Genomic DNA, 24,827 nt, shown 5'->3' with positions numbered 1-24,827 from the left:
TTTTTTCTTCTTTGCTCATCCAGCAAAGCTAGAAACAACATCAGATTATTCATAGACGTGGCTCATAGGACGGATACCTCTGATGTATGTTGCCAAAACTTCAAAGCCTCTATCTATCCCCACTCTGCGTGGCAATACTGGCACTAAACAGACGAACAGAAAAAACAGGCATGATCTTTTCTGTCGCATGTTGATGATTACCATTAACATTTTTTTAGACCGATGACTTCCGAAATAATTGGACCAGTATTCCGAATTAGCTGGACAGTGACCTCCGTTATAGACAGCCTTAAGAAGAAAACTCCCGATCCAGAAAGGGGATCACAAAGCATTTTCCAAGCAGTAGCATCGGCCATCAATAACTCGTAAATGATTGTTGGTACAAAGCATGGGACAATTAATCAATTGCCCCATGCTTCATTTAGCAAATACAGCTTCACGATCACTGATGTGCGTAAATCTTGGTAGACTATCTGACCTTATCAAACACTCATCATACTGATCTATTTTTTGGTACTTTTCGATGGTTTCAAAGACGGCGTGTTGCCCGGCGTATTTTTGTTATCCCTTTGACGCCTATCTGGTTTACCTGTTGATGTAGCGATCCGCTTTGGACCTGGTTTTAATGCCATAATTATCCCCTTTTTTAAATCGATCTTATAATATTATAATTCCTGAAAAAACCTGATTTGTCATAAAGGAAGTAGGTAAGCGAACACCCCTACTGTAGCTAGAAAGAGAAAGTATTTTTACGGGTTTCCGTAATATTTGTTTGGTTATGCAAAACAAATTGCTTTATTTCGCGTTCAATTTAGAAGATCAATACTTTCATTCCGCCTTTCTAGGTACGGATGATATAAGTTTAAGAGGGCTAAGTGTTACCAGCACTTAGCTCTTATTTTTTATATCAGCCTCCTCTTTTTTCTACTCCTTCTTTATCACCATATTTAAAACTAACTATTTTATCAAAAATACTAAATATATTATCGCTCCTACAACGGAACTTTTCCACATTTACGTTTTTAGCTCTAACTCTTTAAAGAAAGCAATAAGCTTATGTACAGACGTATATGGCTGCTGTTCCAATATGGGCGTTCCTGCGTTTCTATTCTCTCTTCTCTCTGCACGATCAATGGCTTGGTCTACATATCCTCCAAGCTGTTCGAAATGATTCAGCTTTGTTTTATGATAGATGGGCCAAAGTTTTTTCAGATATCTCAAACACTCCTCGCCGTCCCTAAACGCTTTACCGCAATCTTCAAAATGAAGGATAAACCAATATTCTAAACTAATGGCGGTAAATGCCAAGTGAAAACCATGCTTTTCCACTTGCTCAAAAACCACTTGTAAATGAGGTGAATTGTCGTGGTCAAAGAATAACCAAACATCCGCATAGGGCGTCTTTTCCTTCTTGGCTTGCTTTACCCGTTCTTTTGCCTCTGCGACAAGGTTCAATGGATCATTCTTCTTGTGGCGAACGACATCGACTGTAACCGTACGTTGCAGTTCACGTGGCAAGAAGGCTGTACGCAAGGTCTTCGCATACACCTCTTCTGTTATGCCTTCGCAAAGAATCAACACCCGTTTATGTGATACAACTCGCCTTTTCATCTAATCCTCTTGCATTTCGACCAAAAAGTTCTCGTCCTGTATGACAGGCGTTGCTCCTAAGCGCCCGGCCATATACCATTTATCCAGTGGTGTATCTGCTCGCACACCCTCGATATCTGAACAACGAAACATCGTGGATGCACCACACTCATCTTTTTCTACAAACCATACCTGATCTCGCCTAAAGGTATCGTGCGACAGCTGGCTCACATCGTGCGTAGCAAATATCAGTTGAGCGTTATTACGGTTGATATCCGGACGATGGAACAGACGTATCAAAAAGGTCGTAATATCGGGATGTAGGTTCTTCTCCAGTTCGTCCACAACCAATACATGACCTTCTTCCAGTGCTTCGATGATAATACCGCCTAACGCAAATAGGTTTTTGGTGCCCGCAGACTCATCTCGTACATCGAATGCTCTTTGTCCAACTACTTCCCCCTTTTTAAAGACCTTATGATAGGTCTTGATATCATACTTATATTTATCTAAAAACCTTGTCTTGACATCGGATGGAATACTATCTGGCAAATGGAACATATCTGGATTTGTTTCTTCTGCAGAGACCTCTGATATCCCCGTATCCAATGCACATATCAAAGCATTAAATTTTCCGGAAAAGCTAGAACTAGCATTTTCTGCCAACCGTCGTGCATATAACCGTTTCAGATCTTCTTCCGCCAGTCCGTCTAAAATAGGATAGACACGTAGCTTGTTATCAAAAAAGCGATAAGCGTCCAAAAGTAGCTCTACATTATTCTCCACTGCTTTGGATAAAAACAATTGGTTGGGAAGTGTCATCCTTTCAATGGTTTTCTTTCCACCTCGATAAGTATCCCCAAATTTCATATCCTTTTTCTTTTCGCGCGTGAAAAGTAACGATTTATAGTTCCCGTTGAATAGGTTCAGTTCTTCGAATTCTATTTCTTTTTTCGTGTAGGAAACTAGATATTCGTAGTGGTTGTCATTAGAGATAAAGTCAATTTCGAAGCGAACTGGCCGATCTTGATTATCTTCATCTAATAAAAAGGGTTCATAGGGTTTTAGATCCTTATCTGGTTTAAAATCTGCCGAATGGAGAACGAGATATTCCAATGCTCTAAACGCTTTAAGAAAGCCACTTTTGCCAGATGCATTCGCCCCGTATATCACTGAAGTAGCCAACAGCTTCTTCTCCTCTGCTTCGAAATAATTTCCAGTATGCCCCTTCAAAGCAGATTTGGTCATATCGAGCTCGATACGATCACGCAGTGATCTGAAGTTTTCCACTGTAAATTTCAATAACATATATTTCGTCTTTAATTACCACAAAGATATATACAAAATAGATATAAACCTATTTTTTACGGAAAATATGTTTTTATTCAATTTATAACTATCAACAAATGGATGAAACACCCTTTGTTGGAACATATCAAGCACGGTATACTTGACCCTACTATACAGCTAAGGTCATTAAACAGGACAACAACCTGGCGGTCAAAGATTAATGCTGGTGTTGAGGAAGTAAGACATATAGTTTTTGCTTGTCTCACAAATCTGTTTATCTTTAGGAAGTACAGAATGCCAATCACCTTTATCTGTGTAAAAATGAGAAAAGATTTACTCCTTGAAATAGCCGAAGCTGTTGAAAAAGCACAGAGTCAGATACGTAAAGCTCACGAAACTTGGAATTTTGTGAATAATAATGGCGGCAATGTTTTAGTGGACGATCCAGAGATACAAAGGCCCCAATGGCAGCTGGTTAAGGATGTACTAGATGGTAAACTGCCGCTCAGCACGCTTAGTTCAGATTGCGAATAGATAAAATATGATTAGAAAAATTATAGGAAATTTAATTATTGGTCTTATAATGCCACTTTTGATGTTGGCTAGGTGGCTGCCAAATACATACAATGCAATTGTTCATGGTGTTTATGAATACTACGATTTTCGCATCACTTCATTGTCCGGATATCTATATGAAGTGTATGGTAAGAACTATCTATTTAGTTTCATTTTAGCCATCGTGTTCCTCTTGTTGCCTTTTCAATTGATAAAAGATCGCTATTATAGAAAGAGGAAACGACCGCTTGCAGTTTGGAAAAAGATGTTAATTTTGATGAGCATCGTTCTTGTTGAAGTGATGTTGTTTGTTAGGGGGCCAATATACGATTGGTATACTGTTTACCTCGGCGTATCCATTGGCATGGGGATATTAATTTCGTTACTAGCATATCTGCTAATCGACAGATATGTAGAAATTCGCCCAAGTAAAGAAAAGTCGTAACATCTATATCCTATGAGAAAAGGATACAATATTTTTCGTAAAGTGTTGTTTAACCTGGTCGCTGCCTTTGCAATATTGCCATTTTTGATGTTGCTGGATAAAATTTGGGATCATCTGTTTGGAGGAGTTGACAGCTCAAGAACGTCAAAGTATCTATAACAACTCCTACCCGGACGTGTGCTTATGTAAAACATTTTTTTACTAATTTAGTCAGCAGCTCACAGTATTGGCTACGTTTCTGGTAAAACCAGCTATTGTTGGGAATCTAGAAATTCAACCCGAATCGCTTGAATTAACTTTTCTGGGTTAGACGTTCCAATACGAGCTGTTTTTGTTTTCTTAGTTCCATAAATACAACGTACTGCCTTACGGCCTTTAACATTATACAGCATTCCGTCCATCGTAAACCGTATACCCCATCCTGCAAGAACAGAAGTTTTCACTGCTCTTATCTCTTTGATGCTTTCCGGTCTTAGTTTTATATGAATTAAACCGATACCATATACAAGATGGATCGTTTTATCATATATTGAAATCTTAAGTCGATAAAAACTCAAAAGAGAAATCAATAATATTGCACCAATAATAATAAAACCATGTCTATCAATCGGGTTACTGCCGGTACCTCGCAAAAAGCTCACCGTAAAGCAGACTAGAACGATAACCAGAAGTACCGTATTTAGCCATGCGTATTGTATTTCATTGTATTTTCTCGTAGACATAGGTATAAATTTAATATAATTTACTTTTAATTCGATTATTTATTTAGATTCAAGACTGCTACCGGTCTATCTATTAGATATAAGTTCGGCATAAGAACTCCTTTTTTGTCGAAATTATATACTGGGTAAAGCTTGCTTATACGAAATTAATAACAAATTCCCGACACAGTGCATAGGGAATTTAGAACCACCCTTAATTACTATATTTTTTAGCAAAAAGAACATGGATCAAAGATATTTTTTGGTAGATTTGCCTGAAGGCTTATAACCATGAAGAACAGCACGAAGATAACAAATGCGAGTATAGAATCGGCAGGGCTACCAAAGGATGCTAAACAGGTCATTGCGGAATATGTATGGAATGGATTTGACGCCAAAGCTACAGTTGTAGCTATTGACATCACAAGCAATCAGCTGGGTTACATAGAACAAATTAGCATTAGTGACAATGGCGAAGGTATTGCACCCGATACGCTGGATTATTCTTTTGGCAATTTTCTGGATTCCTTAAAGAAGGGACAGCCTAAACGAACTTCGTATACACGGGGTAAAAAGGGAAAAGGACGATTTGCCTTCTCTCTATTCGCAACACGCGCCACCTGGTACACGGTCGTTGCTACCGGCGATAGCTTGGTACAGTATAAACTCGTGATAGACAGAGACGCAAAGGAAGAATACGATAACTCGGAACCGCAGCCGTCTACCGCATTAAATACCGGCACAACAGTAGTGTTGGAGGGTGTATTTGGCCTGAATGCTATGACATTACTGTCGGAGGAATTTGTGGGTTTTCTGGCGCAGGAGTTTGGTTGGTTTTTGCATCTTAACAAGGATATGGGGTACAGCATCAAGATTAATGGCAAGCCTGTCTCCTACCAACAGCTGATTCAGGAAACGGACGAAACTTCGTTTACAATATACAGTCCCGAGGAAAATTCTTTTGTCTTCAAGGTAAACTATATCCGTTGGAAATACCCTATTGGCGACCGTTACTATTATTATTTCCTGAACAGCCATAAGGCGGAGGTAGCTAAGCTGTTGAGCAGCTTTAATAATAACGCTATCGATTTTCACCACTCTGTATATGTGGAGTCTTCTTTTTTTAACGGTTTTGAGATGTCCGATATGATGTTATCCGGTGAGGGAAACTTATTCAGCGAGAAGGAACAGCAAGTGGTATACCGCAAACTGCTAGTCGAACTACGTGACATGCTGGAGCGTAAACAGAAGAAATATGTGCGCGACCAGGCGGTGGATATCAAACTGCAGGAGCTGGTACAAAAAGACTTATTGCCTCACTACAGTTCGTCGGACGTGGATAGACAGCGTAAGGTCACTCTCCTGCAACTGGTACAGGAACTTTATATAGCTGATCCGCGCGCCTTTGTTGGTGTTAAAGCTGACTTAATTCGGACCTATCTGGGATTCCTAGACCTGCTGCTTCAAACTGACCGTAAAAATGAGATACTACCCATTGTCGAACGGGCTATACCCCTATCGGACAAAGAACGTGAAAGGATAGTTAAGATATTGAAGTAGGTAATACCGTTTGCCCATCCTTCTCATAAATTAGTGTGACCCACTGGTGCGGATATGGTGCAAAATACTAAAATGGCATCCAATGTTATAAATATGAAATTAATTTCATAAATAAGATTCACAGTAAACAATAATATTTATGAATTGTTAAAGGATTACTAATACCTATTTAAATCAAATAATAACATCTATTTGATTATTTGTTTTCTAGAACTAAGATAATATATTCCATGAAAAACGCTACCATAATTCCTTTTAAAATCGAAATTAACAGAGAACATATAAATGATATACAAAATAAGGTTAAAAAATATAACTGGCGAGATTTTCCTAAAAGAAGTGGTTGGCAAGATGGTGTCGGTTATGATGATTTATTAAAACTAGTGAATTTTTGGAATACTCATTATAACTGGTATGACATTCAGGAAAAATTAAATTTATTACCCAACTATAAATTCATAAGTGAAAATTATACAATTCATTTTTTACACTTTAAAACTAACGGTTCAAAACCGCCAATACTTCTGCTTCATGGTTGGCCAGGTTCGTATCTTGAATTTGAGAATCTAATGAATAAATTAGCAGTAGATGGACACGACGTCATCGTTCCATCGCTGCCGGGTTTTGCGTTTTCAAGCCCATTAAATGAAATAACTGGACCAAAAAAAATTAGTAGCTTATTTAATAATTTAATGAATGAATTATTTGGGGAAACAAAATATATAATACAGGGAGGAGATTGGGGGGCTCATATTGCATCTTGGATGGCATATTTATATCCTGACAAAATCAGTGGCATACATCTTAATATGGTGGGAATTATTTCTGAAGACAATGAGCCAAAAAACATAAATGATAAATTATTTATGGAGAACAGGAATAGAAGATTATATGATGAACAAGGGTATAATCATCAACAAGAAACTAGACCACAGACTTTGAGTGTAGCATTATACGACAGTCCAGTTGGAACAGCTGCATGGATTTTAGAAAAATTTGGAAAATGGGCCGACTTATCCTTGACTAAGGAAGGAAGTCCAGATATATGGTCAAAATTTGATGAAACTCAAATTTTGACTAATATAATGTTATATCTAGTAACAAATACTATTGTATCTTCAACATGGATATACCGTGGGATGTATTTAGAGAAATCTAATAAATTACCTTTAAAAGCATACATAAAAGTACCCACTGGGATTGCAGCATTTCCTGACCCTGTATTCACTCCAACTCCTAAATCAATTGTTGAATACAATTATAATGTTGTCCATTGGAGTACAATGGACAAAGGTGGCCATTTTGCTGCACTCGAAGAACCAGAAGTATTATATTTAGATTTTAAAACATTTATTAGCGAAATAGTTTGAGTAGAGGGTAAATCAATGTACCTTGATGGTTAACTGAACGGACTGTCTTATCGTTTGACGGCATCACCACTCAATAGTTCCATCAATCTGATAGCTTATCCGATCTTCGCTCCGAAACAGAATAGACGGTTCGTCATCCGCGTGATGTTCCAAGCGCCTTCGGTTCTACAGAACAGAGGATAAATATTGTAAACATGAAAGTATATCAAAAACTCCTTTTAGTATTCGTATTCCTATACTTATCTAATCCTACTGCAGCACAAACGGACCCAGAGAAAATAAAAAAGGTCGAAAATGACTTCAATTTTTTATTATATTTCAAAAGAGAATACGAACGGTATGACGCCGCCTTAAAATACCCCAACATACCTAAAACTAGAAGAGATTCGCTGCAGGTAAAAAAAGATTCGTGGTATAATAAGTACGTGCAGAAAGCAAAGTCGATCCGCGAAAATACCGATTTTTATTTGCCGGTAATAAATGAAGCGATCAAGAACGGCCGCGTGGAATCTGATCAACCCGAAAGAGTTTTGTACAATCATGTGAATACATTGCTGCCTTTCGACGGTGAACTCAACTCTGTAAGCAGATTAGAGCTCCATAAGCTCGTAAAGCAATACATTATCGAAGCGGACACCTTATTGCCGGCGAAAACTAAAGCCTACCGAAAAGTAGGACACGATGTCGGAGGGAACGATTTTGGGTTACCTGTAGAAGCATCGTGCGCTGACAGTTGTGCAGAGGCTTTTTGACCGACCAGGCTAAACATGAGTATCAAAAAGCAAAACTTCAGTTTTTTCATAATATATCCTCTATTTTTTCTTACACGGCTTGATGGCTAAATTTACGACTTTTGTGGACGTATTGGGAGGAAAAATGGAATTATTGTTGACTGTAGCAATCGGCGCAAACGCATTTTCATTTTGCATCGAGTGTAAATATTGGATATATTAGTGGGGTGGTTTTAGACATATTCTTTATAGTAGGTATCGCTTTATTATCAGTAACTGCGATAGACGCGTTGGGTGCTATAGCTTCTAGAAAGTTTAGGTTCAATTACGGTTATTTTGCTATTTTGTCGTTCATCACATATTTCTTCACAGGATACTTCTTATCTTTCGTCACCTCGCTAAGTTCGGTTTTACTTTTGTGTGGGATGATCGGAATATTTGATGGAACAATCGGCTTTAAAATTGCAAAGAGATTAAAACCGTACGCGGGAAAGGTAAATTATGATGAAATTAAACATGATTATTCCGTCGTACTAATAATTTTCTTCTTAGCTATAATGGTAGGAGCGCTGGGTTATGCTTGTACCTTTTTAGTCGGTTTAAAATAAGTAACTTTACTCCATGAACATAAGCTTATCCCCCATTATTACAGTCGAAGAGCTATTACCAACGAAAGTGAATGATCGGGAAAAAGGGACATCGTAAAAACGCAGACCAACAATCATAACACGGTTAAAGCTGAAATCAAAATTATAGCTACTGAACATTTCGCTGGACAACTTAATGATAAAATGAAATTTGACTTTCGGGAAGGTTCAAGAATTATTGGGACAGGTCAGATTAAACATATTATAAACAACCAACTTAGATGCAAACATAAAATCATTGTCAAGTGGCATTACTCTATTGTCTTATAATAAGTAAGCTTTCGAACGCATAGCTTCCTGAACCTATCTGTTCCTGCTTTCCATTCGGCAGTATAACGGTTGCTGTCGTATTAACCGGAATCTGTACGCGCAGCCTGAAACGGTTGCCCGTGATTTCCCAAGACGACCTCAGTAATCCATAGCTCGTCATCAGCTCTGCTTTTGCGTGGTTCAGCTTCCCTCCCGGCTGAGGCTTGATGATGATTTTCTTATAGCCGGGTGTTGCTCCATCGGGCAAGATTCCGGCAATACTCCGGTACATCCAATCGCCGATTGCTCCATAAGCATAGTGGTTAAATGAATTCATAGTTGCTGTTTGGAAGCTGCCATCCGGCTTGATGCCATCCCACCGTTCCCATATGGTCGTCGCACCCATTTTCACCGGATACAACCAGGAGGGGTAGCTCTCCTGCAAGAGAAGATCATACGCGACGTCCGTATAGCCAAACCGACTTAATACATGGCACAGATAGGGCGTACCCAAAAAGCCCGTGGTCAGGTGGTTGTCATAGCTCCTGATGTTCTCGACGAGGCGGCCGGCAGCCTGTTCCCGCAGGTGCTCCGGCAACATGTCAAAATTTAAAGCCAATACATAGGCCGTTTGCGTTCCCGACACGAGCCTTCCATTGGCGCTTAAATACTCTTTTACAAAAGCATCTTTAATATCCTGCAGCAAACCGGAATAGTCTTCGACGTCTTCAGTTTCGCCCAATATTTTAGCGGTATTGATCAGTAGCTGGGTCGAATGGGCGTAAAAGGTCTGGGCAATCAGATATTTGTCTGTCACAGCGGCCCTCCCATCCGTATCATCATCTGGACGATAAAACAGCCAGTCGCCGAAATGCCGCCCGCTATTCCATAGGTTGTTTTTGGATATCCCCTTAATATAGTCGACCCATTTTTTCATACTCTCGTACTGCTCTTCGAGTATCCGTTTATCACCGTAGGCCATATACATCTCCCACGGGACGATGGTCGATGCATCGGACCAGCCGCTGGAACCGGCTTCCCAGTCTGCAATGACATTCGGGATCACATGAGGAATCTTACCATCGGCCTGCTGCTCAGCCTTTAGGTCTTTTAGCCATTTGGTGAAAAATCGGGACACATCCATATTGTAAGCAGCAGTCCGGTAAAAAACCTGCGCATCACCCGTCCACCCTAACCTTTCGTCTCTTTGAGGGCAATCTGTTGGCACATCCAGGAAATTACCTTTCTGCCCCCAGAAAATATTATGCTGCAGCTGGTTTAACATCGGGTTGGACGTACTGAATGTTCCTGTTTGTTTCATTTCCGAATGGAGCACTATTGCCGTCAGGCCTGCCGTGTCCACGGCCCCTGGATATCCCTCGAGTTTTAGGTAACGGAACCCCTGAAAACTAAAATGTGGCTCAAAAACCTGCTCCGTTCCGTTTAGAATATACTTGTTTTGTGCTTTTGCGGTTCGTAGGTTTTCCGTATAGAAATTACCGGCTTTATCCAGAACCTCGGCATGACTTAGGATCACCGCCCTACCCGATGGCCCTTTCACTTTCATCCGTACCCAGCCTGTCAGGTTCTGACCGAAGTCGACAACCGTATCTCCGGCAGGGGTAATCATCAATTTCAGCGGTTTCAACCTTTCCTGCATGCGTACAGCAGGGCCTTCCATAGCCACCAGCTCCGACTTACCGTCAGGTAGGACAGTCACCGGCAGCCATGAAGCATCCTCTTGGTACCCGGTATTATCCCAACCCGTTTTTTCCAGTCTGGAATCATAAGTCTCCCCATGATAAATATCGGAACATAAGATCGGGCCGTAGCTGCTTTTCCAGCTATCGTCTGTTTGGATGACGTCTTTGCTACCGTCGGCATACGTTACCAACAGCTGCATCAGCAGGGCACGGGTCTTCCCATAATAGCTCCGTTGATTTCCAAAGCCGATATGTCCCTTATACCAGCCATCGCCTAACGTCACGCCGATGACATTTTCACCCATTTTCACCTGCTTACTTACGTCGTATACCTGGTATTGCAAGCGTCCCTTATTATAGCTGGTCCATCCCGGCGCGAAATAATCGTCACAGATGCGGCCGCCATTCAGCGCTGCTTCGTACAAACCTTTTGCCGTGATATACACAAAGGCTTGCTTCACTTTCTTGTTGATTTTAAACTGTTTCCTTAATAGCGGGCTTCGCAGAGAAGTGTCCTGCCCATGCACGGAAATCCATTGCGCCGTCCAATCTTCAGGCTTCAGTCCTATCTGAAACAGCTTCACAGTGCTCCACGGCGATGTATTTCCGTGGTTATCGGTTACCCGTACCTGCCAATAGTAGCGCGTCGCGGACTTCAGCTCCGGACCATCATACGGAATATGCACCGACTGATCACTGTTCTGTTTATCTTTCCAGATCAGATCTTTTCCGGAGGTCAGCCTTTTCTCGTCTAAAGCGACGCGGATTTCGTAGGATTCCTGCGTCGTGTTTTTGATGTTACTGTTCAGCTTCCAGCTAAATCGGGGCCGCGCAGTCTCCAGACTCAACGGATCATCCTGATATTCCGTCCAGAGATCGTATAGGCTTATTTTTTGTGCAAAACTCGGCGTGTAAAAGATAACGAGCAATGCTATCAACGCGCATATGCTCCCCGGATTAACTGGTTGGTTATATGATCTTTGTGTCATATCCCAAATATATTTAGAATTTTACAAAAAAACTAAGTCGATTAATCATGACATCATTAATTAGCGTGTCAAAATCGTACTCAGGATAGGTAATGTAAGATTAATGATATCCAGTTAGAAAGAATCACTCAATTATTTGAGAAAATGATTGCGGAGGAAGATACTGAATATGAGCACAAAGATGATGTGATGAGACTTCTACTACATCGCCTCGCTACTTACTAATTTTTTTGGAATTTCCCTAACTTCGACGCTTCCGCCATATGTGAGAACTGGAATCGATTTAGCAAGTTCCAGTGCATGTTCGATATCTTCTGCTTGAATAACAACATTGCTTACAACTTTAAGATTGTCGGCAAAAACTATTTCTTTTCTTACCTCTTTTTTTGCTCCCGAAACGGTATAGCTCTCACCCGGAAAAGCAAAACTTAAAACGTAAACACCTGTATCTTTCCATTCTTCCACAAGTTTATCCCATTGAGGGTTTACCAATTTCGCTTTTTCGGAATTGTAGGTTTCAGGGACTCGTACCAGTAAACTAAAATGCTTCATTGTAATGGTTTCCTTTCGTGTTATCATTGTATCTGCTTGTGAAAACGCTATTTGACTAAAAAGAACAGCTAACTCAAACAAAAACGTAATTTTAAAAACTATCATAATCATTTATTTCGACAGTGCAAAATTGGTCAAATTAATACCACAACGTAGGGACTGGCGGTTCTACTACTCGGACAAATCGTGCATCAGCTTTGAGCGATATTCCTGTGGCGAAATGCCGATGATTTTTTTAAACAACCTGCCGAAATAAGAGGGGTCGCTAAAGTTCAAATGGTAGGCAATGCGAGATATAGGCTCGGAAAAATCCTGTAAATATTTTTGGGACTGTATAATGACAAACTCCTGTGTAAACTGTTTGGCTGACTTATTCCAAACCTTCTGGATACAACGGTTTAAGTAGTTTGATGAGATACGAAGCTGTTCGGCATAATCGTTTATGCTGCAACCATCTGAATAATGCTTATACACGAGAGCCCGGAACGAAATGGCAATATCATACTGCCTTGACAGCCCATTTTTCAGTTCCGAAGATTTTAAAAGTTTCAGTAATAGAGATTGGAAAAGGTACAGTGCAATTTGTTCATCAGGCATTGAGGTTCCCAATTCCTGCATTATCAGTTTGCTAGTTTGCTCGACAAATTTAAAGTCGTTGCTGTGCAAATGAATGATTGGGGAAGTGGTAAACAACTTGAAAAAATAAAGTTGGTCTTTGAACTGCTGTAGAACTAATAATATAGTAGCCTTTAATGTTGTGAGTTTTCCGCAACAGTGACGTTACTTCGCCTTGCATTACTAATAATGCTTGATTTTCTGATACTTTTTTTATCAGGTTGCCCACCTGCTGTTCAAAACTTCCAGTTGTAGGCAAGATGATAAAATTAAAATTTGCTTTTAAGAGCGGTGTCGGCGTGGCAATGCTTCCAGACGATAAATCTTCTAATGTATAAATCTGAAGAGGAGTTCCCAAATACCGAAACTTGTCAGGAAAATCGCTGATATAGGTTTTTGTAAATTCTTTGAATGTGATTTCGGTATTTTTCACTTTTCAGTTGCTTTTGGATATTGATATCTTCGACTAACTAATCTGCTGCAAGAGTTGTTCGATATCTGTCATGGTGTGCTTCAAAAACGGCTTCATGGTTAAATTTACGAATTTTATGGGAGTTTCATCTACTCTTTCTTTATACTTGGTTCGCTACTTATTCGCAAGTTGTTCGGAAGAGTACCGGGATTTTACCGGGAAAGTACCGAGGATTTACCGTGTTGCGTACGGTAAATTCTCTGTAAACACTCGGTAAATCCTCGTTGAATGGGCGAACAAGGTGCGAACAGGGTGCGAATACTGTTTAAGCAATGCTAGAAGAAAGGACGACCTGACAAAGTGAATAAGGACACAAAGGAACAGATGATTTACGAGCCTCAGGTTTATCAGGCTTGGTTTCAAAGCCTACGGGCTGAGATTGAGCGGAGAAAGGCGTTGGGAAGGTAATTTTGGGTAAAAGCCGTTCAACCACACGAATCTGATTTGACAACAAATCTATTGTCATTTATTTTGGCAATAGATTTATTGTCAAGGGTCATTGCATTATCCCAGTTGTTCGGAAATTCCGAACAACCACTACAGTGCTAGATTAAAACTTTTTACAATTTAATCAAAGCATAACTACTTTATAAAAAAGACCCAGGTTATAAAGTCTGCGGAAAACTCGACAAATCGATGTGATACGAATGCCGGGACAAACAAGAAGTCTCCTTGTTGAAAAGGAGTAGTTTCGCCATCCAATTCAAAAATACCTGAGCCGGAGATGATAACATAAAATTCATCCCGGTCGTGTGGCTTTTGCTTATCCACAAGGTGGGGTTTGTAAATTTCGACTGAAAGATTGCTTACGTCAAGCAGGGAGATAAATTCCTTCCCCGATTGTGCCAACTTTACAATTGCTTGTTTTTCCTGAATCTTAATCATATCTTATTGTTATATTCTAAAGATCGTCGGTGAAGTGCCTTCTTTCTTTATCTTGTTCAAACTTTCGTTCATTGTATTGTGCAGACTTGTTCCGGGCGATGGAGAGCGTTTGCCAACCCTCGTTTTTTATCATTTTCGCTATATACACGATTTGTCCTATGTGGTAGGGATAATGTGCCAACTGTCTGTTTATAGCTTCTATAACGGTATGTCCATCGTTGCGGATATAGACGATGCTTTCCAGATCAACTGTGCGCAAACTGCTTAAGGCATTGAATAGGCATTCCCATCCCTTTTCCCAATGTGCGATAAGTGACGGCCTGTCATGAAATCTGTTATCAAATTCGGCATCTCTGTTTCTCCACGTTTTTTCTCCGTCTGATGTCAGAAAGTCGGTAAAGCGGGATTGCATATTTCCCGAAACGTGATTTACGATAATAGCGATACTGTTGCTCTCTTCATTATATTGCCAAAACAGACTTTCGTCGTCCAGCTGTTGCATGGCCTTTTCCCCAAGCATCTTGTAATATCCGAATTGCTTGATGACACTGTTTATATAATTTGTTTCCATTTACATTTTTGATTATTAATCATTTAACGTACTCGTTGTATAACCAGTTCGTTTATTTGATATTATTTATATAATTATTACTCAATTGGTTTACCGTAGTGCGCTGAAAATCCCGCCAGCAATTTGAATGACATCAACAAAGTCAAAGTTTTAGCCGGGATAGGGACTTCGGGAAAGAGGCTTAACATTAACACAACTAAAGCAAAGAAAAACACACTGATTTGTCGTTGCATAGCTCTTTTATGGAATGCTATCGCGACACTTGCGCCAATCATAGCTGTTATCATGGTTAATGAAATTGGAAAAGAAGAAACCTGATAAATAAATGCTAAAGCAAATGCTTGTAATAAATGAAACCATACAAAAAGATAAGGAGAAAGTTTCGATTCCCGATAGTAATTTATCGTACCTCTCGTGAAATTACTGACTACTCCGCCACCGATATCCATTGACAAAATAGCCACAACGATCACTTTCCATAATACCAATTCATTGCTTGCTTTTAAGTTCACCAGCATTACTATTACGGCAATGAGGTAAGTCATTACTAAATCCTGTTTGTAAGTTTGCTTTCCATGTAACTTCCATAACGGTTTTGGAATATTTACGACTCTATTTTTCATGCAATTTTTTATTTACTTCTTGATTCGAAAAAGTTAACGTCCACCTGTCACATCAATGAAAATTCCCGTCGAATAGGATGATTTATCCGATGCGAGCCACAAAACAGCTTCTGCAACCTCATCCGCCAAACCACCGCGTTTAAGTGGAATAGTACTTTTTATCCGATCGATCCTGTCGGGCTCACCGCCATCGGCATGGATGTCGGTATGGATGAATGCGGGACGAACAGCATTTACCCGGATATGCTCGTCCGCTAATTCTTTCGATAACCCGATCGTTAAGGTATCTAACGCTCCTTTTGTGGCAGCATAATCGGTGTATTCAAAAGGTGCCCCGGTCCTGGAAGCAATGGATGAAACATTGACAATGGTTCCGCCTTCACCACCATACGTTGACGACATGCGTTTGATGGCTTCTTGGCAGCACAGAAACGGCCCCATTACATTGGTATTAAACATCCGTTGCAATCTTTCATAGTCAAGATCAACGAATTTCTTCTGATGCTCGAGTATTCCGGCGTTGTTGATGAGGCAATGGAGCTTTCCAAAATGCCTATCCACCTCGGAAAATAAACGAACAATCTCATCTTGCCTGGAAACATCTGCTTGAATGGCGACGGCTTTTCCTCCTTGTGATACAATGCGATTAACCACATCGTCGGCTGCTGCTTTGCTCTTTTTATAATTTACTGCTACTGCATAACCATTTTTCGCGGCAAGAAGTGCTGTTGCTGCACCTATTCCTCGGCTGGCGCCTGTTATTATCATTGTTTTCATTATGTATCTTTATTGTTCTTAAATTCTATATCAGTATTTTACGCTCTAACAACAAATTAAGTGATAGCTCAGATTTTATTTTTATGAGTTCGCCTAATAACCTTGTCTCCCTAACGGCATCCTTCTGATGTATCTGTTCCGCTATCCTTATTAATTCAGCATATGATAAACATATGTTTGTAATAGTCCATTCCCTGGCTTTTATAGTTCTTTGGAATCCTGTTCTAATCTCATAGTTTCTTCCTTAAGTTCATCTTGTCAAACAAATTTCGGTAATATACTTTTATGATAGCAGATGCAGTTTTATTATTTTTGTTGGTAGCAGTTAGAATATAAGAATGAAGAAAACACAAAACAAGTCGGAGTTCGCTTATATGCGTATCGCTAAAATTATTGAACAACAAATCCTGAACGAGACGTTACGTACCGGAGAAAACCTCCCATCGCTACGAACTATATGCCGTGAATATGGTGTAAGTCAAAATACGGCATTAAGTGCATACTATTATTTAGAGAGTAAAATGTTGATTGAGACCCGACCTCAGTCCGGATATTATGTTCGGTATTCAAAAACGAAAATTCCTGCGCTACCTAAGCTTACCACCCCGGAATCGGAAGCAAATTATGCCGACAGTGAATTATTGGTACGTAAAATTTATGATGGCTTGGGGGAAGATGGGCATTTACCGCTTGCGCTGGGTGCTCCGGCAAATGAGTTATTACCCATAGCAAAGCTCAACAAAGGTCTTGTGATGGCGACAAGGGAGTTGAAAGGCAGTGGTGTCATGTACGACAAAACGGAGGGAAATGAGCGATTACGCCGTCAGATTGCACGCTGGTCGTTCGCAATGGAGTGTAATTTGAAGCATGATGAAATCATCACCACGAGCGGTTGCCTGAACGCGCTGTCATATTGTATGATGGCGTTGACAAAAAAAGGAGATACGGTAGCTATGGAAAGTCCTATTTCGTTCGGCATGTTGCAACTCGCTCAGGTATTAGGTGTCAAAGTATTGGAATTGCCCTCTGATCCTCAGCATGGTGTTGACCTGAACGCATTGGAAGATGCACTAAGAAAAAACAAAATAAATGTATGTCTCTTTATCAGCAATTTCAGCAATCCGCTGGGCAGTTGCATGCCCGACGAAAACAAGAAACAGACGGTACGTCTCTTGGAAAAATATAACGTTCCGCTTATTGAGAAAGACCTCAATGGTGACGTATATTTTGGTCAGCAACGCCCGAAATCCTGCAAGACCTATGATGAAAGCGGTTTGGTATTGTGGTGCGGTTCGGTATCCAAAACGCTCGCTCCCGGCTATCGGGTTGGGTGGGTTGCTCCGGGAAAGTTCAAAGATGAGGTACGGCGCATGAAGCTCTACCACAATATTTCATCGACTTCGATCACGCAGGAAGTTATTGCCGGGTTCCTCGAAACGGGCCGATATGAGAACCACCTGCGTAAACTAAGGCATACGCTCCATGGCAATCTACTCAAATTTTCAAGGGCCATTTCAGATTATTTTCCTGATGGAACAATGGCAAGCAGGCCACAGGGCGGGTTTGTTATTTGGGTTGAATTACCTAAAACCATTGACACCATTGCATTATACGAACAATGCCTGCGGCATAAAATCGGCTTTGCGCCGGGCAGAATTTTCACGTTGCAAGATCAATACGAAAATTGCCTTCGATTAAACTACGGTTTATTATGGAATGAGCGATTGGAACGGGATCTTAAATTGCTGGGAGACCTTGCCCATAAAGCTTTGTAAAAACTATATCCAATTTTGGTTTCTCTTTAACACCGTAATATGAGCCAAATGGTGGTTGCAATGCCATGCATACATGCCAATAACTTCATCCAAACGAATTGGCCGCCCGTGTTCAGGATGAACGTACGTCCTTTTCAGGTCTTCGTCGTCAAGGCTTTCAAGTAATTTACTCCACCTCTCATGCAACCCTTTTAAAAGGTTTAACGACGGCTCCAAGTGAATTTTGCTGTCCGGCAATTCTGCCCATAATGCTTCATAATAAGGCTTGATAATGGGATCACTTTCTGTAAGCGCCAACTTAAAACGTATAAAAGCATTCATATGGCTGTCTGCACAATGATGGACAACTTGTCGTACCGTCCAGCCGCCATCCCTGTAGGGAGTATCGAGCTGTTCATCCGTTAATAATAAAACCTCGCTGGCTATTTCTCTCGGGAATCCGGCTATTATCCTTATCCAGCCCGAAAGTTCCTGTTTATTGATAAGGTTGGGCTTCTCAAACTGTCCGATTGGGTATCTTAAATCCATTGTTCAATGTTTCTATATAATTAGCAGTGCAGATTTATCCTGTTCTAAGTTGTTATTCGTCATACACAAAAATCATAAAAATAACCCAGACTTATTCCAATTTACAGTCTAACTTTACCTCGTTAATTTTTTCGCCGATCTGTAATTGCATGCTCTGTTTTCTACATACTCAATTTTATATTCAGAAAGAAGCTGGGCAATTATTCGGGTTGTTTCCTCTTCGCTCAACCCCATTTTTTCTCCGAGGTCAATTTCATTTAGTTGACTATCATTTTCCACTAATGCGCTGTGATATCTTTCTTTATTTTCCATAGTCATATATTTTTTGAACCGCTATCATCAGGTGTGGGCTAAAGGATAGAAGGCTATCGTCATTTTCCGTAAGTTGAATAAGCGCCAACAATGTGTTTCTCTTTTTATGATCTGATATATTGGCAAAAAAGTCCTTGTCCAACCATATCATACCTTCAACCGCATAAGTATCGAGATGAGTTAATCCCTGATGTATAAATTCATCTTTTAACTGTTCAGGCCGGTGGTAAAATGCTTCGGCTAAAAGCCAAGGGAAATCATCAGGTGGATTATGCTTGCCAGTCGTTAATTCTTCTTTGCACATTTCAAAAAATGATCTTTTGTGGATGAGGCCGCTTAGAAGACCGACCAACGTCGATGCCGTATAATTAATGGCAAACCCCAATATAATGCCTCCGCTTTTCAAAACTCGTTTAGCTTCACAGATGGTTAGATCTCGATCTTCCCTGTTTTGAAGATGGTAAAGTGGTCCGTGCAGTATAACGAGGTCTGCATAGTTATTGGGAAACGGCAATTTGCGAGATTCTCCTAGATGCACAGAAAATTTGTGCTTCAATTTATTGGCTCTGCCTTGGGCTATTTTGATATGTTTTGAAATCGGCTCCACCAAATGAACCTGATGTCCTTTTTTAGCAAGCCATTCCGAATATTTACCTGTACCACCACCAACATCAATTATTTTGAAAGGTGAAACAGAGATATATTTCTCTACGAGGCATTTAATTCTTTCGAACTCAAATACCCCCATTCCTTTTTCGAGTCGGGTTTCTTCGGATGCTTTATTATAGAATAGCTCTATATCTCTACTTATTAGCTGTTTATTGTTCATTACATTCTTTGTGTTTCCCTCATCCTGTTGTAGATCGCATACATGCAACAGGCTAAGGCCATAGATCCTATGGTCAATTGTTTGTTGAAGATTTGTGAAATAAATGGATATGATTATCTGTGCGTTAAAAACCAACAGGTTTCTACGCAGGAACTACTCGGGGTCGAGTCCGTCTTTTCTAGTGAAGACGCAGATAATATGTTAGATATAGCTTAACAGACTGTAAAAATAGAAATTCTGGATTAATTTTTCTATCTTTCTCATTACATCTTGAAAAAAATCATATTTGATGGCAATGATAAAGATGATATTTACATTAATCTATAATTATGAATATAATGAAATGCACACGCCAATTTGGGATAATCATGTTATCATGCATAATTTCTGCAACTATTTTTTCCTGCGGGTCAATTTCTCCTAAATATCTACATAACGTATCGATTGATGCTGGAGCGGAAAGGATAAACGAAGAGCAGACATACGTTTTTGAGAATTTTCCCAGCAGTGTAAGTAATCTTGGCAAACAACCTCCTCAAAAGACCGCGGAAAACGTATCTGATTGTTTATGGAACTTTATTGATGGTAAAAGAGATAAAAATGATAGTCTCTTCTATAGATATAATGTTTCAGTAGAGCTAAAAGGCAAAAGAAAAGTACTTTTTAAGTTGCTAGATGAATCTGGTTCTGTAATCGGTAAGAAGACAAAAAAAAGGAAATCGGAGATAGCACCATTTGTTTCAATAACGCATACGGATTTCAAATTTTATTTTTTGCTAAATACACTTTTAATACAGACCTCTGCCCTGGCTTTAGACAAAAATAAAGACTTGATTTTGTCCTACGAATACAAGGGAGGTGGGTTCATAGTCCTGTTTCCTATTCCGGTCGGTACAGGACTGGATACACACATATATAAACGTGTGAACCAGACAGGTAATGATATGAGAAAAAATAAACAGACTCCTTAAATGATAGTTGAACTATAGAATTATTGTCATCGTCACCATCGGTTATTGCTTCAATATCTCAAACAATGCTTGATTAATGTAGAGGGTTTCCTTCCAAACTCTTTTAGGAATCACAATACCTAGTTGTTCCAGGCCTTTTAAGTATTTAGATGCAGTTATTCTGGAGACCCCCATTCTTTCGACGACGAATTCAATTTTGCTGTAAGGCTGTTCAAAAATAAGCTCCAGCAATTCTTTATTATAGAGTTTTGGCGCTTCGGTTTTCATCTTATCCTGCGTTTGTGCGAATAAGGTCTTGATGGCATCTATCTGATGAATGGTCTGCCGCGATGTTTCTTCAACTGCGTTCAGCATGAAAAGAATCCAATCCTCCCATTTATCGTTTATCCTTACTTCTTGTAGCAGGCGATAGTAATCTGCTTTATTTTTAATAATGTAATCACTTAAATAGAGCACTGGGCTATCGAGTAGCCCGTGCATAATGAGATACAGTACATTCAGTATGCGACCGGTTCTTCCGTTACCATCATAAAACGGGTGAATACTTTCAAATTGATAATGCTGTATCGCTAATTTGATCAACGGAACTACTTCATCGTCGGTTTTATTGATATAATCTTCAAGATTTTTCATCAACCTGAGTATCGTATCTTTATCGTCAGGAGGTGTATAGATCACTTCGCCTGTAACGGCATTTTTCAACGCAGTACCGGGCAGTCTTCGCAAGCCTGCGTTATTCTCTTCCAATACTTCTTGAATAGCAACAATTGTATTTGTGTTTAAAAACCCTCGTTTTTTTACAACGCTGTATCCTTCTAAAATTGCTTCGCGGTAGCGAAGTACTTCCTTTGTCGCCGAATCTATTTCTATCCCTTTTGCTGATAATGCTTGATAAAGTTTGTCATGCGTAGTAATTACATTCTCAATCTCCGAGCTTGCACGGGCTTCTTTTAGAATAACTGCATTCAATAAAATGGAGGGATTAGGCAATGTATGAGCTATACCTTTCAACTCTGCCAAGGCAATAGATGATTTTACTACTTGTCGCAAAACACGTATTGTCTCAATTTTTGATTGTGCTACAGGTAATGGAGGGAGCGTGTTATATGGTGTTTCAACATTTAGTTTCATCGTGTAAAGTTTTTATACATGAGCCTATCATCATGTAAAGATAATCCTTTTTTCTTTACATGACAACGTTGTCATGTAAAATTTCTTATCATGTACTATGAACTGTAGCGAGGGCAGTGATATACTTCATGATCTCGCACTCTAACGCTATCGTCATGGCAAAAGGAAGTACCCCAGCTAGAACACGTCTCTATAAAATGGGTATATCCGAATTGTGGGATGAGTCCCTATCCGGAAATAAATAGCGTGCACAATCGTCAAAAGAGTGCCCATGATAATATCCTGAATAATAAGAATATTTACCGGCGATAATATTGGGATTTGTGATATGGTCTTTGATTATGGAATACACCGACAACACAATCGTACTTGGATTGGTAAATATATACGTAAATTTTCACCTCAAAACTGCTTAGGCTTTGTTTTTTGTCTTGCGTGTTCTGCTATTTCGTCAATGCGTTTTTGTCGTGTTTCAGGGCGTTTAGCAAGCACGATCCACGACAGCATCATCTTTCTGACCGACTTGCTTAAACTTAGAAAATAGTCTTTCGAGCCTTTATGCTTTGCAAAAGTCATTTCCAAATCTTCAGGGATAATTAATGCTTCCACTTCGTCTAAAATGTGCCAAGAGCCATTCTTTTTGGCTCTTTCGATACTGTCTAAGCCTGCTTGGGTCATCAACCCCTCATTAATGAGTCGCTTTATTTTTTCTTTGTTAATTTTGGACCAAGTGCTATTGGGTTTACGCTTGGAGAAAAACTGATGAGATTGCTCTTCATCGATTTTTATCTTTTTACTGTCAATCCAACCGTAACACAAAGCCACATCTACGGCTTCACTCCAAGTTAACGATTCCTTATTTGATTTTTTAGAATAAAAAACAAGCCATACAGACTGTTTGGAAAGATGGTTTTGGGATAACCACTTTCTCCATGCTGATAGGCCTCTTGGATAAAATATTTCAGTTTCTTGCATGCTTATGAGACTCTGATCCCTGTCTTGGATGAAGGAATTTATTAAGAAGCCAACAATTTACTAAACTGATCTTCACTAATATAATACCAAGTTGGGTAGTTTACGTCATTTTCAATAACCAGCGCACCTATACAATAGAAAATACAGCTAAAATACAAAGTGGCAATCAGATTTTCTTTTTTCATAAGGAATTTGGGTTTACATCTCGATTATTTGGTGAATTCTAAAACTATTGTTAATAGTCCAATGAGCAAGCATAATGGCGAATAATATTTTGTATCTCTCTGTCCAAATTTTGTCTGTTTGTATTTCTTGAAAAAACCAACGTAGTTAAATTCTCCGATGGCTCTTATAATGAAGATACCTGCAATTATCCAAAGTCCGTATTTTTGAATTAGGTCAAGCCATAATGAGCTTTTAAAATTTAATTCAACAACATTTAGAAATACAACAAGTCCAAAACTTAAGAGTCCAAGAGCAACAATGAATGTCAGAATAGCTCCTGGCATCGTCCCTTTTACATTGTCGTCTTTTGTTGGGATTACCGCACCATTTCCCCATTGTCCGCCAACCCCCCAATACATATGAAGACCTGATAGCAACAGAAAAATTATGATTAAAATTATTGCAATTGCTGTTGTCATATTAGTTCAATTTGAAAATCATATCCATTTACTATAAAAGCGCCTTTCACCGATCATTTTTCAACATTTACCGACGGATGACCTATACTCCCCTAATTAATATTAGACAAATATAAACAGCCGCTTACTTTTAATTGATTTTTTAGTTCTGTTTTAATTATCTTTTTATTTAAATCCTTAATGATGAAAATTTTAGTGGTTACCCTGCTCCCTATTTTGATGATGGCTTCTTTTATGTCATCAAAAGCACAAATTACAGCGACGATAAAAGGTCTTGACAGTGATACAGTGTATGTTTGGCAATATCCTTTAGCGAATATAGAGGACATGCGCAAAGATACATTGATTGCTAACAACAATATGTTCACGTACCAGATACCTGAGGAGCCTACAGCTTATGCCATAATTCCCCACAAAGCAGTATATACAAGAAGTGATGGCGGTTTTTATATTGCTCAAACAAAATTTATCGAACTTTTTAGTCTTCCAGATGAACAGATCAATATTGAAGGTGAACTCGAAGATTACTATCTTGATTATCAGATTTCCGGAAATATGGTTAGTCGAGCACTGGGGCAGTTGCGTACATCGTATAAGTCCCCTGCTATAGAAGCAGTCAAAATTGAGCTTAAAATGGATTCTATAAGAGAAAATGGTGGAACCCAGGATCAAATCAACGAGCTATTCCATACCAGAGGGCAGTACTTTGGCGAAATTGCCCAAGCCAAAACAGAATATGTAAACAATAATTTTGATCAAGATTTATCGGCATACCTTATTTCAAGGTTTTCCCTTGAGAAGTTTGCTACGTACTATCCAAAACTAACAGAAGACATTCGGAACGGTATGTTCCATGACATCCTTGAACACTCGTATAAAAACTATCAAGAATTTAGCGCAGTAAAATTGGCGGAGCAAACCTTAACCACGGGGAAGGATGCGCCACATTTCGAATTAAAAGATAATAATGACAAAGTCGTATCGCTGTCGGACTTCGAAGGAGAATTAATAGTATTGGATTTTTGGGGAACCTGGTGTTCACCTTGTTTAGATGAAATTCCTAAATTGAAGTCGTTTTATGAAAATAACAAAAAAGATATCGTTTTAATAGGGATTGCATGTAATGAAGAAAAAGATGAGTGGAATGCAGCTATAAAAAACTACGGTCTGGAATGGCCTCAATTAATAAATTCCGATAAAAATGATGTCGCCGTAATGTACGGTATCGGTACATACCCTACGAAGATCGTGATCGATAAAAATTTGAAGATAGTTAAAAGATTTGTAGGTGCAACGGAAGAGTTTTTCACGGAAATTGAGGAATTAATGAAATAGGT

27 protein-coding genes are annotated in these 24,827 nt (G+C 39.4%); 9 read left to right on the top strand and 18 right to left on the bottom strand.

Features of this window, described 5'->3' with window-relative positions:
* Positions 1–503: 503 nt before the first annotated feature.
* From FXV77_RS22535 to FXV77_RS12280, 3 genes are all read right to left on the bottom strand, one after another.
* Complete coding sequence (locus tag FXV77_RS22535) at positions 504–632, bottom strand: hypothetical protein (protein ID WP_262713624.1); 129 nt, start codon at positions 630–632, stop codon at positions 504–506.
* A 382-nt stretch (positions 633–1,014) separates the two neighbouring features.
* Positions 1,015–1,611 (bottom strand): RloB family protein, encoded by a 597-nt coding sequence (locus tag FXV77_RS12285; RefSeq protein ID WP_148919515.1) that lies wholly within the window; start codon positions 1,609–1,611, stop codon positions 1,015–1,017.
* Positions 1,612–2,898, bottom strand: coding sequence for an AAA family ATPase (locus tag FXV77_RS12280; protein WP_148919514.1), 1,287 nt, complete (start codon positions 2,896–2,898; stop codon positions 1,612–1,614).
* A 303-nt stretch (positions 2,899–3,201) separates the two neighbouring features.
* Between FXV77_RS12280 and FXV77_RS12275 the strand changes: the two genes are divergently transcribed.
* Together FXV77_RS12275 and FXV77_RS12270 are read left to right on the top strand one after the other, a co-directional pair.
* Positions 3,202–3,414: a hypothetical protein gene (locus FXV77_RS12275; RefSeq protein WP_148919513.1), complete on the top strand. Its 213-nt coding sequence runs from the start codon at positions 3,202–3,204 to the stop codon at positions 3,412–3,414.
* Between the two features lie 7 nt (positions 3,415–3,421).
* A complete protein-coding gene (locus FXV77_RS12270) occupies positions 3,422–3,880 on the top strand; it encodes a hypothetical protein (protein WP_148919512.1) in 459 nt (152 codons plus the stop codon).
* 251 nt (positions 3,881–4,131) lie between these two features.
* On the opposite strand, the gene FXV77_RS12265 is transcribed toward FXV77_RS12270, so the two are convergent.
* The gene (locus FXV77_RS12265; RefSeq protein WP_148919511.1) at positions 4,132–4,602 is read right to left on the bottom strand and encodes a hypothetical protein; all 471 of its coding nucleotides are present in this window, start codon (positions 4,600–4,602) and stop codon (positions 4,132–4,134) included.
* Positions 4,603–4,872: 270 nt separating this feature from the next.
* On the opposite strand from FXV77_RS12265, the gene FXV77_RS12260 reads away from it, so the two are divergent.
* The 3 genes from FXV77_RS12260 to FXV77_RS12250 all read left to right on the top strand — a co-directional run bounded on the left by FXV77_RS12260 (position 4,873) and on the right by FXV77_RS12250 (position 8,263).
* Positions 4,873–6,141, top strand: coding sequence for an ATP-binding protein (locus tag FXV77_RS12260; RefSeq protein WP_148919510.1), 1,269 nt, complete (start codon positions 4,873–4,875; stop codon positions 6,139–6,141).
* Between the two features lie 230 nt (positions 6,142–6,371).
* The gene (locus FXV77_RS12255) at positions 6,372–7,511 is read left to right on the top strand and encodes an epoxide hydrolase family protein (RefSeq protein WP_148919509.1); all 1,140 of its coding nucleotides are present in this window, start codon (positions 6,372–6,374) and stop codon (positions 7,509–7,511) included.
* Positions 7,512–7,705: 194 nt separating this feature from the next.
* Positions 7,706–8,263 carry a hypothetical protein gene (locus FXV77_RS12250; RefSeq protein ID WP_148919508.1) on the top strand — a complete coding sequence of 186 codons (558 nt, stop codon included), beginning with the start codon at positions 7,706–7,708 and terminating at the stop codon, positions 8,261–8,263.
* An 882-nt stretch (positions 8,264–9,145) separates the two neighbouring features.
* Here the strand turns inward: FXV77_RS12250 and FXV77_RS12245 are convergent.
* The 8 genes from FXV77_RS12245 to FXV77_RS12210 form a co-directional block, all read right to left on the bottom strand.
* The gene (locus FXV77_RS12245; RefSeq protein WP_148919507.1) at positions 9,146–11,830 is read right to left on the bottom strand and encodes a glycoside hydrolase family 78 protein; all 2,685 of its coding nucleotides are present in this window, start codon (positions 11,828–11,830) and stop codon (positions 9,146–9,148) included.
* Between the two features lie 201 nt (positions 11,831–12,031).
* Positions 12,032–12,493, bottom strand: coding sequence for a YciI family protein (locus FXV77_RS12240; protein WP_187444116.1), 462 nt, complete (start codon positions 12,491–12,493; stop codon positions 12,032–12,034).
* 60 nt (positions 12,494–12,553) lie between these two features.
* Positions 12,554–12,979, bottom strand: a complete 426-nt coding sequence (locus FXV77_RS12235; protein ID WP_187444115.1) for a helix-turn-helix domain-containing protein — start codon at positions 12,977–12,979, stop codon at positions 12,554–12,556.
* A 49-nt stretch (positions 12,980–13,028) separates the two neighbouring features.
* Positions 13,029–13,430, bottom strand: a complete 402-nt coding sequence (locus FXV77_RS12230; protein WP_148919504.1) for a hypothetical protein — start codon at positions 13,428–13,430, stop codon at positions 13,029–13,031.
* Between the two features lie 621 nt (positions 13,431–14,051).
* On the bottom strand, positions 14,052–14,354 hold the full coding sequence (locus FXV77_RS12225) for a cupin domain-containing protein (RefSeq protein ID WP_148919503.1): 303 nt from the start codon (positions 14,352–14,354) through the stop codon (positions 14,052–14,054).
* 16 nt (positions 14,355–14,370) lie between these two features.
* On the bottom strand, positions 14,371–14,925 hold the full coding sequence (locus tag FXV77_RS12220; protein ID WP_148919502.1) for a DUF1572 family protein: 555 nt from the start codon (positions 14,923–14,925) through the stop codon (positions 14,371–14,373).
* Positions 14,926–15,002: 77 nt separating this feature from the next.
* A complete protein-coding gene (locus tag FXV77_RS12215; RefSeq protein WP_148919501.1) occupies positions 15,003–15,548 on the bottom strand; it encodes a hypothetical protein in 546 nt (181 codons plus the stop codon).
* A 33-nt stretch (positions 15,549–15,581) separates the two neighbouring features.
* On the bottom strand, positions 15,582–16,325 hold the full coding sequence (locus FXV77_RS12210) for an SDR family oxidoreductase (protein WP_148919500.1): 744 nt from the start codon (positions 16,323–16,325) through the stop codon (positions 15,582–15,584).
* Between the two features lie 338 nt (positions 16,326–16,663).
* Between FXV77_RS12210 and FXV77_RS12205 the strand changes: the two genes are divergently transcribed.
* The gene (locus tag FXV77_RS12205; RefSeq protein ID WP_148919499.1) at positions 16,664–18,100 is read left to right on the top strand and encodes an aminotransferase-like domain-containing protein; all 1,437 of its coding nucleotides are present in this window, start codon (positions 16,664–16,666) and stop codon (positions 18,098–18,100) included.
* Positions 18,101–18,103: 3 nt separating this feature from the next.
* Here the strand turns inward: FXV77_RS12205 and FXV77_RS12200 are convergent, their stop codons facing one another.
* The 3 genes from FXV77_RS12200 to FXV77_RS12190 all read right to left on the bottom strand — a co-directional run bounded on the left by FXV77_RS12200 (position 18,104) and on the right by FXV77_RS12190 (position 19,769).
* On the bottom strand, positions 18,104–18,628 hold the full coding sequence (locus FXV77_RS12200; protein WP_148919498.1) for a YfiT family bacillithiol transferase: 525 nt from the start codon (positions 18,626–18,628) through the stop codon (positions 18,104–18,106).
* 114 nt (positions 18,629–18,742) lie between these two features.
* Complete coding sequence (locus FXV77_RS12195; protein WP_148919497.1) at positions 18,743–18,940, bottom strand: hypothetical protein; 198 nt, start codon at positions 18,938–18,940, stop codon at positions 18,743–18,745.
* On the bottom strand, positions 18,930–19,769 hold the full coding sequence (locus tag FXV77_RS12190; RefSeq protein WP_148919496.1) for a class I SAM-dependent methyltransferase: 840 nt from the start codon (positions 19,767–19,769) through the stop codon (positions 18,930–18,932). Before FXV77_RS12190 ends, FXV77_RS12195 begins: the two co-directional genes overlap by 11 nt.
* A gap of 329 nt (positions 19,770–20,098) precedes the next feature.
* Between FXV77_RS12190 and FXV77_RS12185 the strand changes: the two genes are divergently transcribed.
* Complete coding sequence (locus tag FXV77_RS12185) at positions 20,099–20,740, top strand: hypothetical protein (protein WP_148919495.1); 642 nt, start codon at positions 20,099–20,101, stop codon at positions 20,738–20,740.
* A gap of 42 nt (positions 20,741–20,782) precedes the next feature.
* Here the strand turns inward: FXV77_RS12185 and FXV77_RS12180 are convergent, their stop codons facing one another.
* Positions 20,783–21,871, bottom strand: a complete 1,089-nt coding sequence (locus FXV77_RS12180) for a Fic family protein (protein ID WP_148919494.1) — start codon at positions 21,869–21,871, stop codon at positions 20,783–20,785.
* A gap of 128 nt (positions 21,872–21,999) precedes the next feature.
* Here FXV77_RS12180 and FXV77_RS22685 point away from each other — a divergent pair, with 128 nt between their 5' ends.
* Positions 22,000–22,116, top strand: a complete 117-nt coding sequence (locus tag FXV77_RS22685; RefSeq protein ID WP_394344143.1) for a DUF6934 family protein — start codon at positions 22,000–22,002, stop codon at positions 22,114–22,116.
* A gap of 157 nt (positions 22,117–22,273) precedes the next feature.
* Here FXV77_RS22685 and FXV77_RS12175 read toward each other — a convergent pair whose 3' ends face one another.
* Both FXV77_RS12175 and FXV77_RS12170 read right to left on the bottom strand, forming a co-directional pair.
* A complete protein-coding gene (locus tag FXV77_RS12175) occupies positions 22,274–22,846 on the bottom strand; it encodes a YdeI/OmpD-associated family protein (protein WP_148919493.1) in 573 nt (190 codons plus the stop codon).
* A gap of 209 nt (positions 22,847–23,055) precedes the next feature.
* Positions 23,056–23,490, bottom strand: a complete 435-nt coding sequence (locus FXV77_RS12170) for a DUF3995 domain-containing protein (protein WP_148919492.1) — start codon at positions 23,488–23,490, stop codon at positions 23,056–23,058.
* A 180-nt stretch (positions 23,491–23,670) separates the two neighbouring features.
* Here FXV77_RS12170 and FXV77_RS12165 point away from each other — a divergent pair, with 180 nt between their 5' ends.
* Entirely contained in the window at positions 23,671–24,825 is a 1,155-nt protein-coding gene (locus FXV77_RS12165) for a TlpA family protein disulfide reductase (protein ID WP_148919491.1), read from the top strand.
* Positions 24,826–24,827 lie beyond the last annotated feature (2 nt).

This window comes from Sphingobacterium phlebotomi (assembly GCF_008180195.1).
GTDB classification, from domain to species: domain Bacteria; phylum Bacteroidota; class Bacteroidia; order Sphingobacteriales; family Sphingobacteriaceae; genus Sphingobacterium; species Sphingobacterium phlebotomi.
The sequence above is the reverse complement of the archived record's forward strand: the minus strand, read 5'-3'. Positions and strand labels throughout refer to the sequence as shown.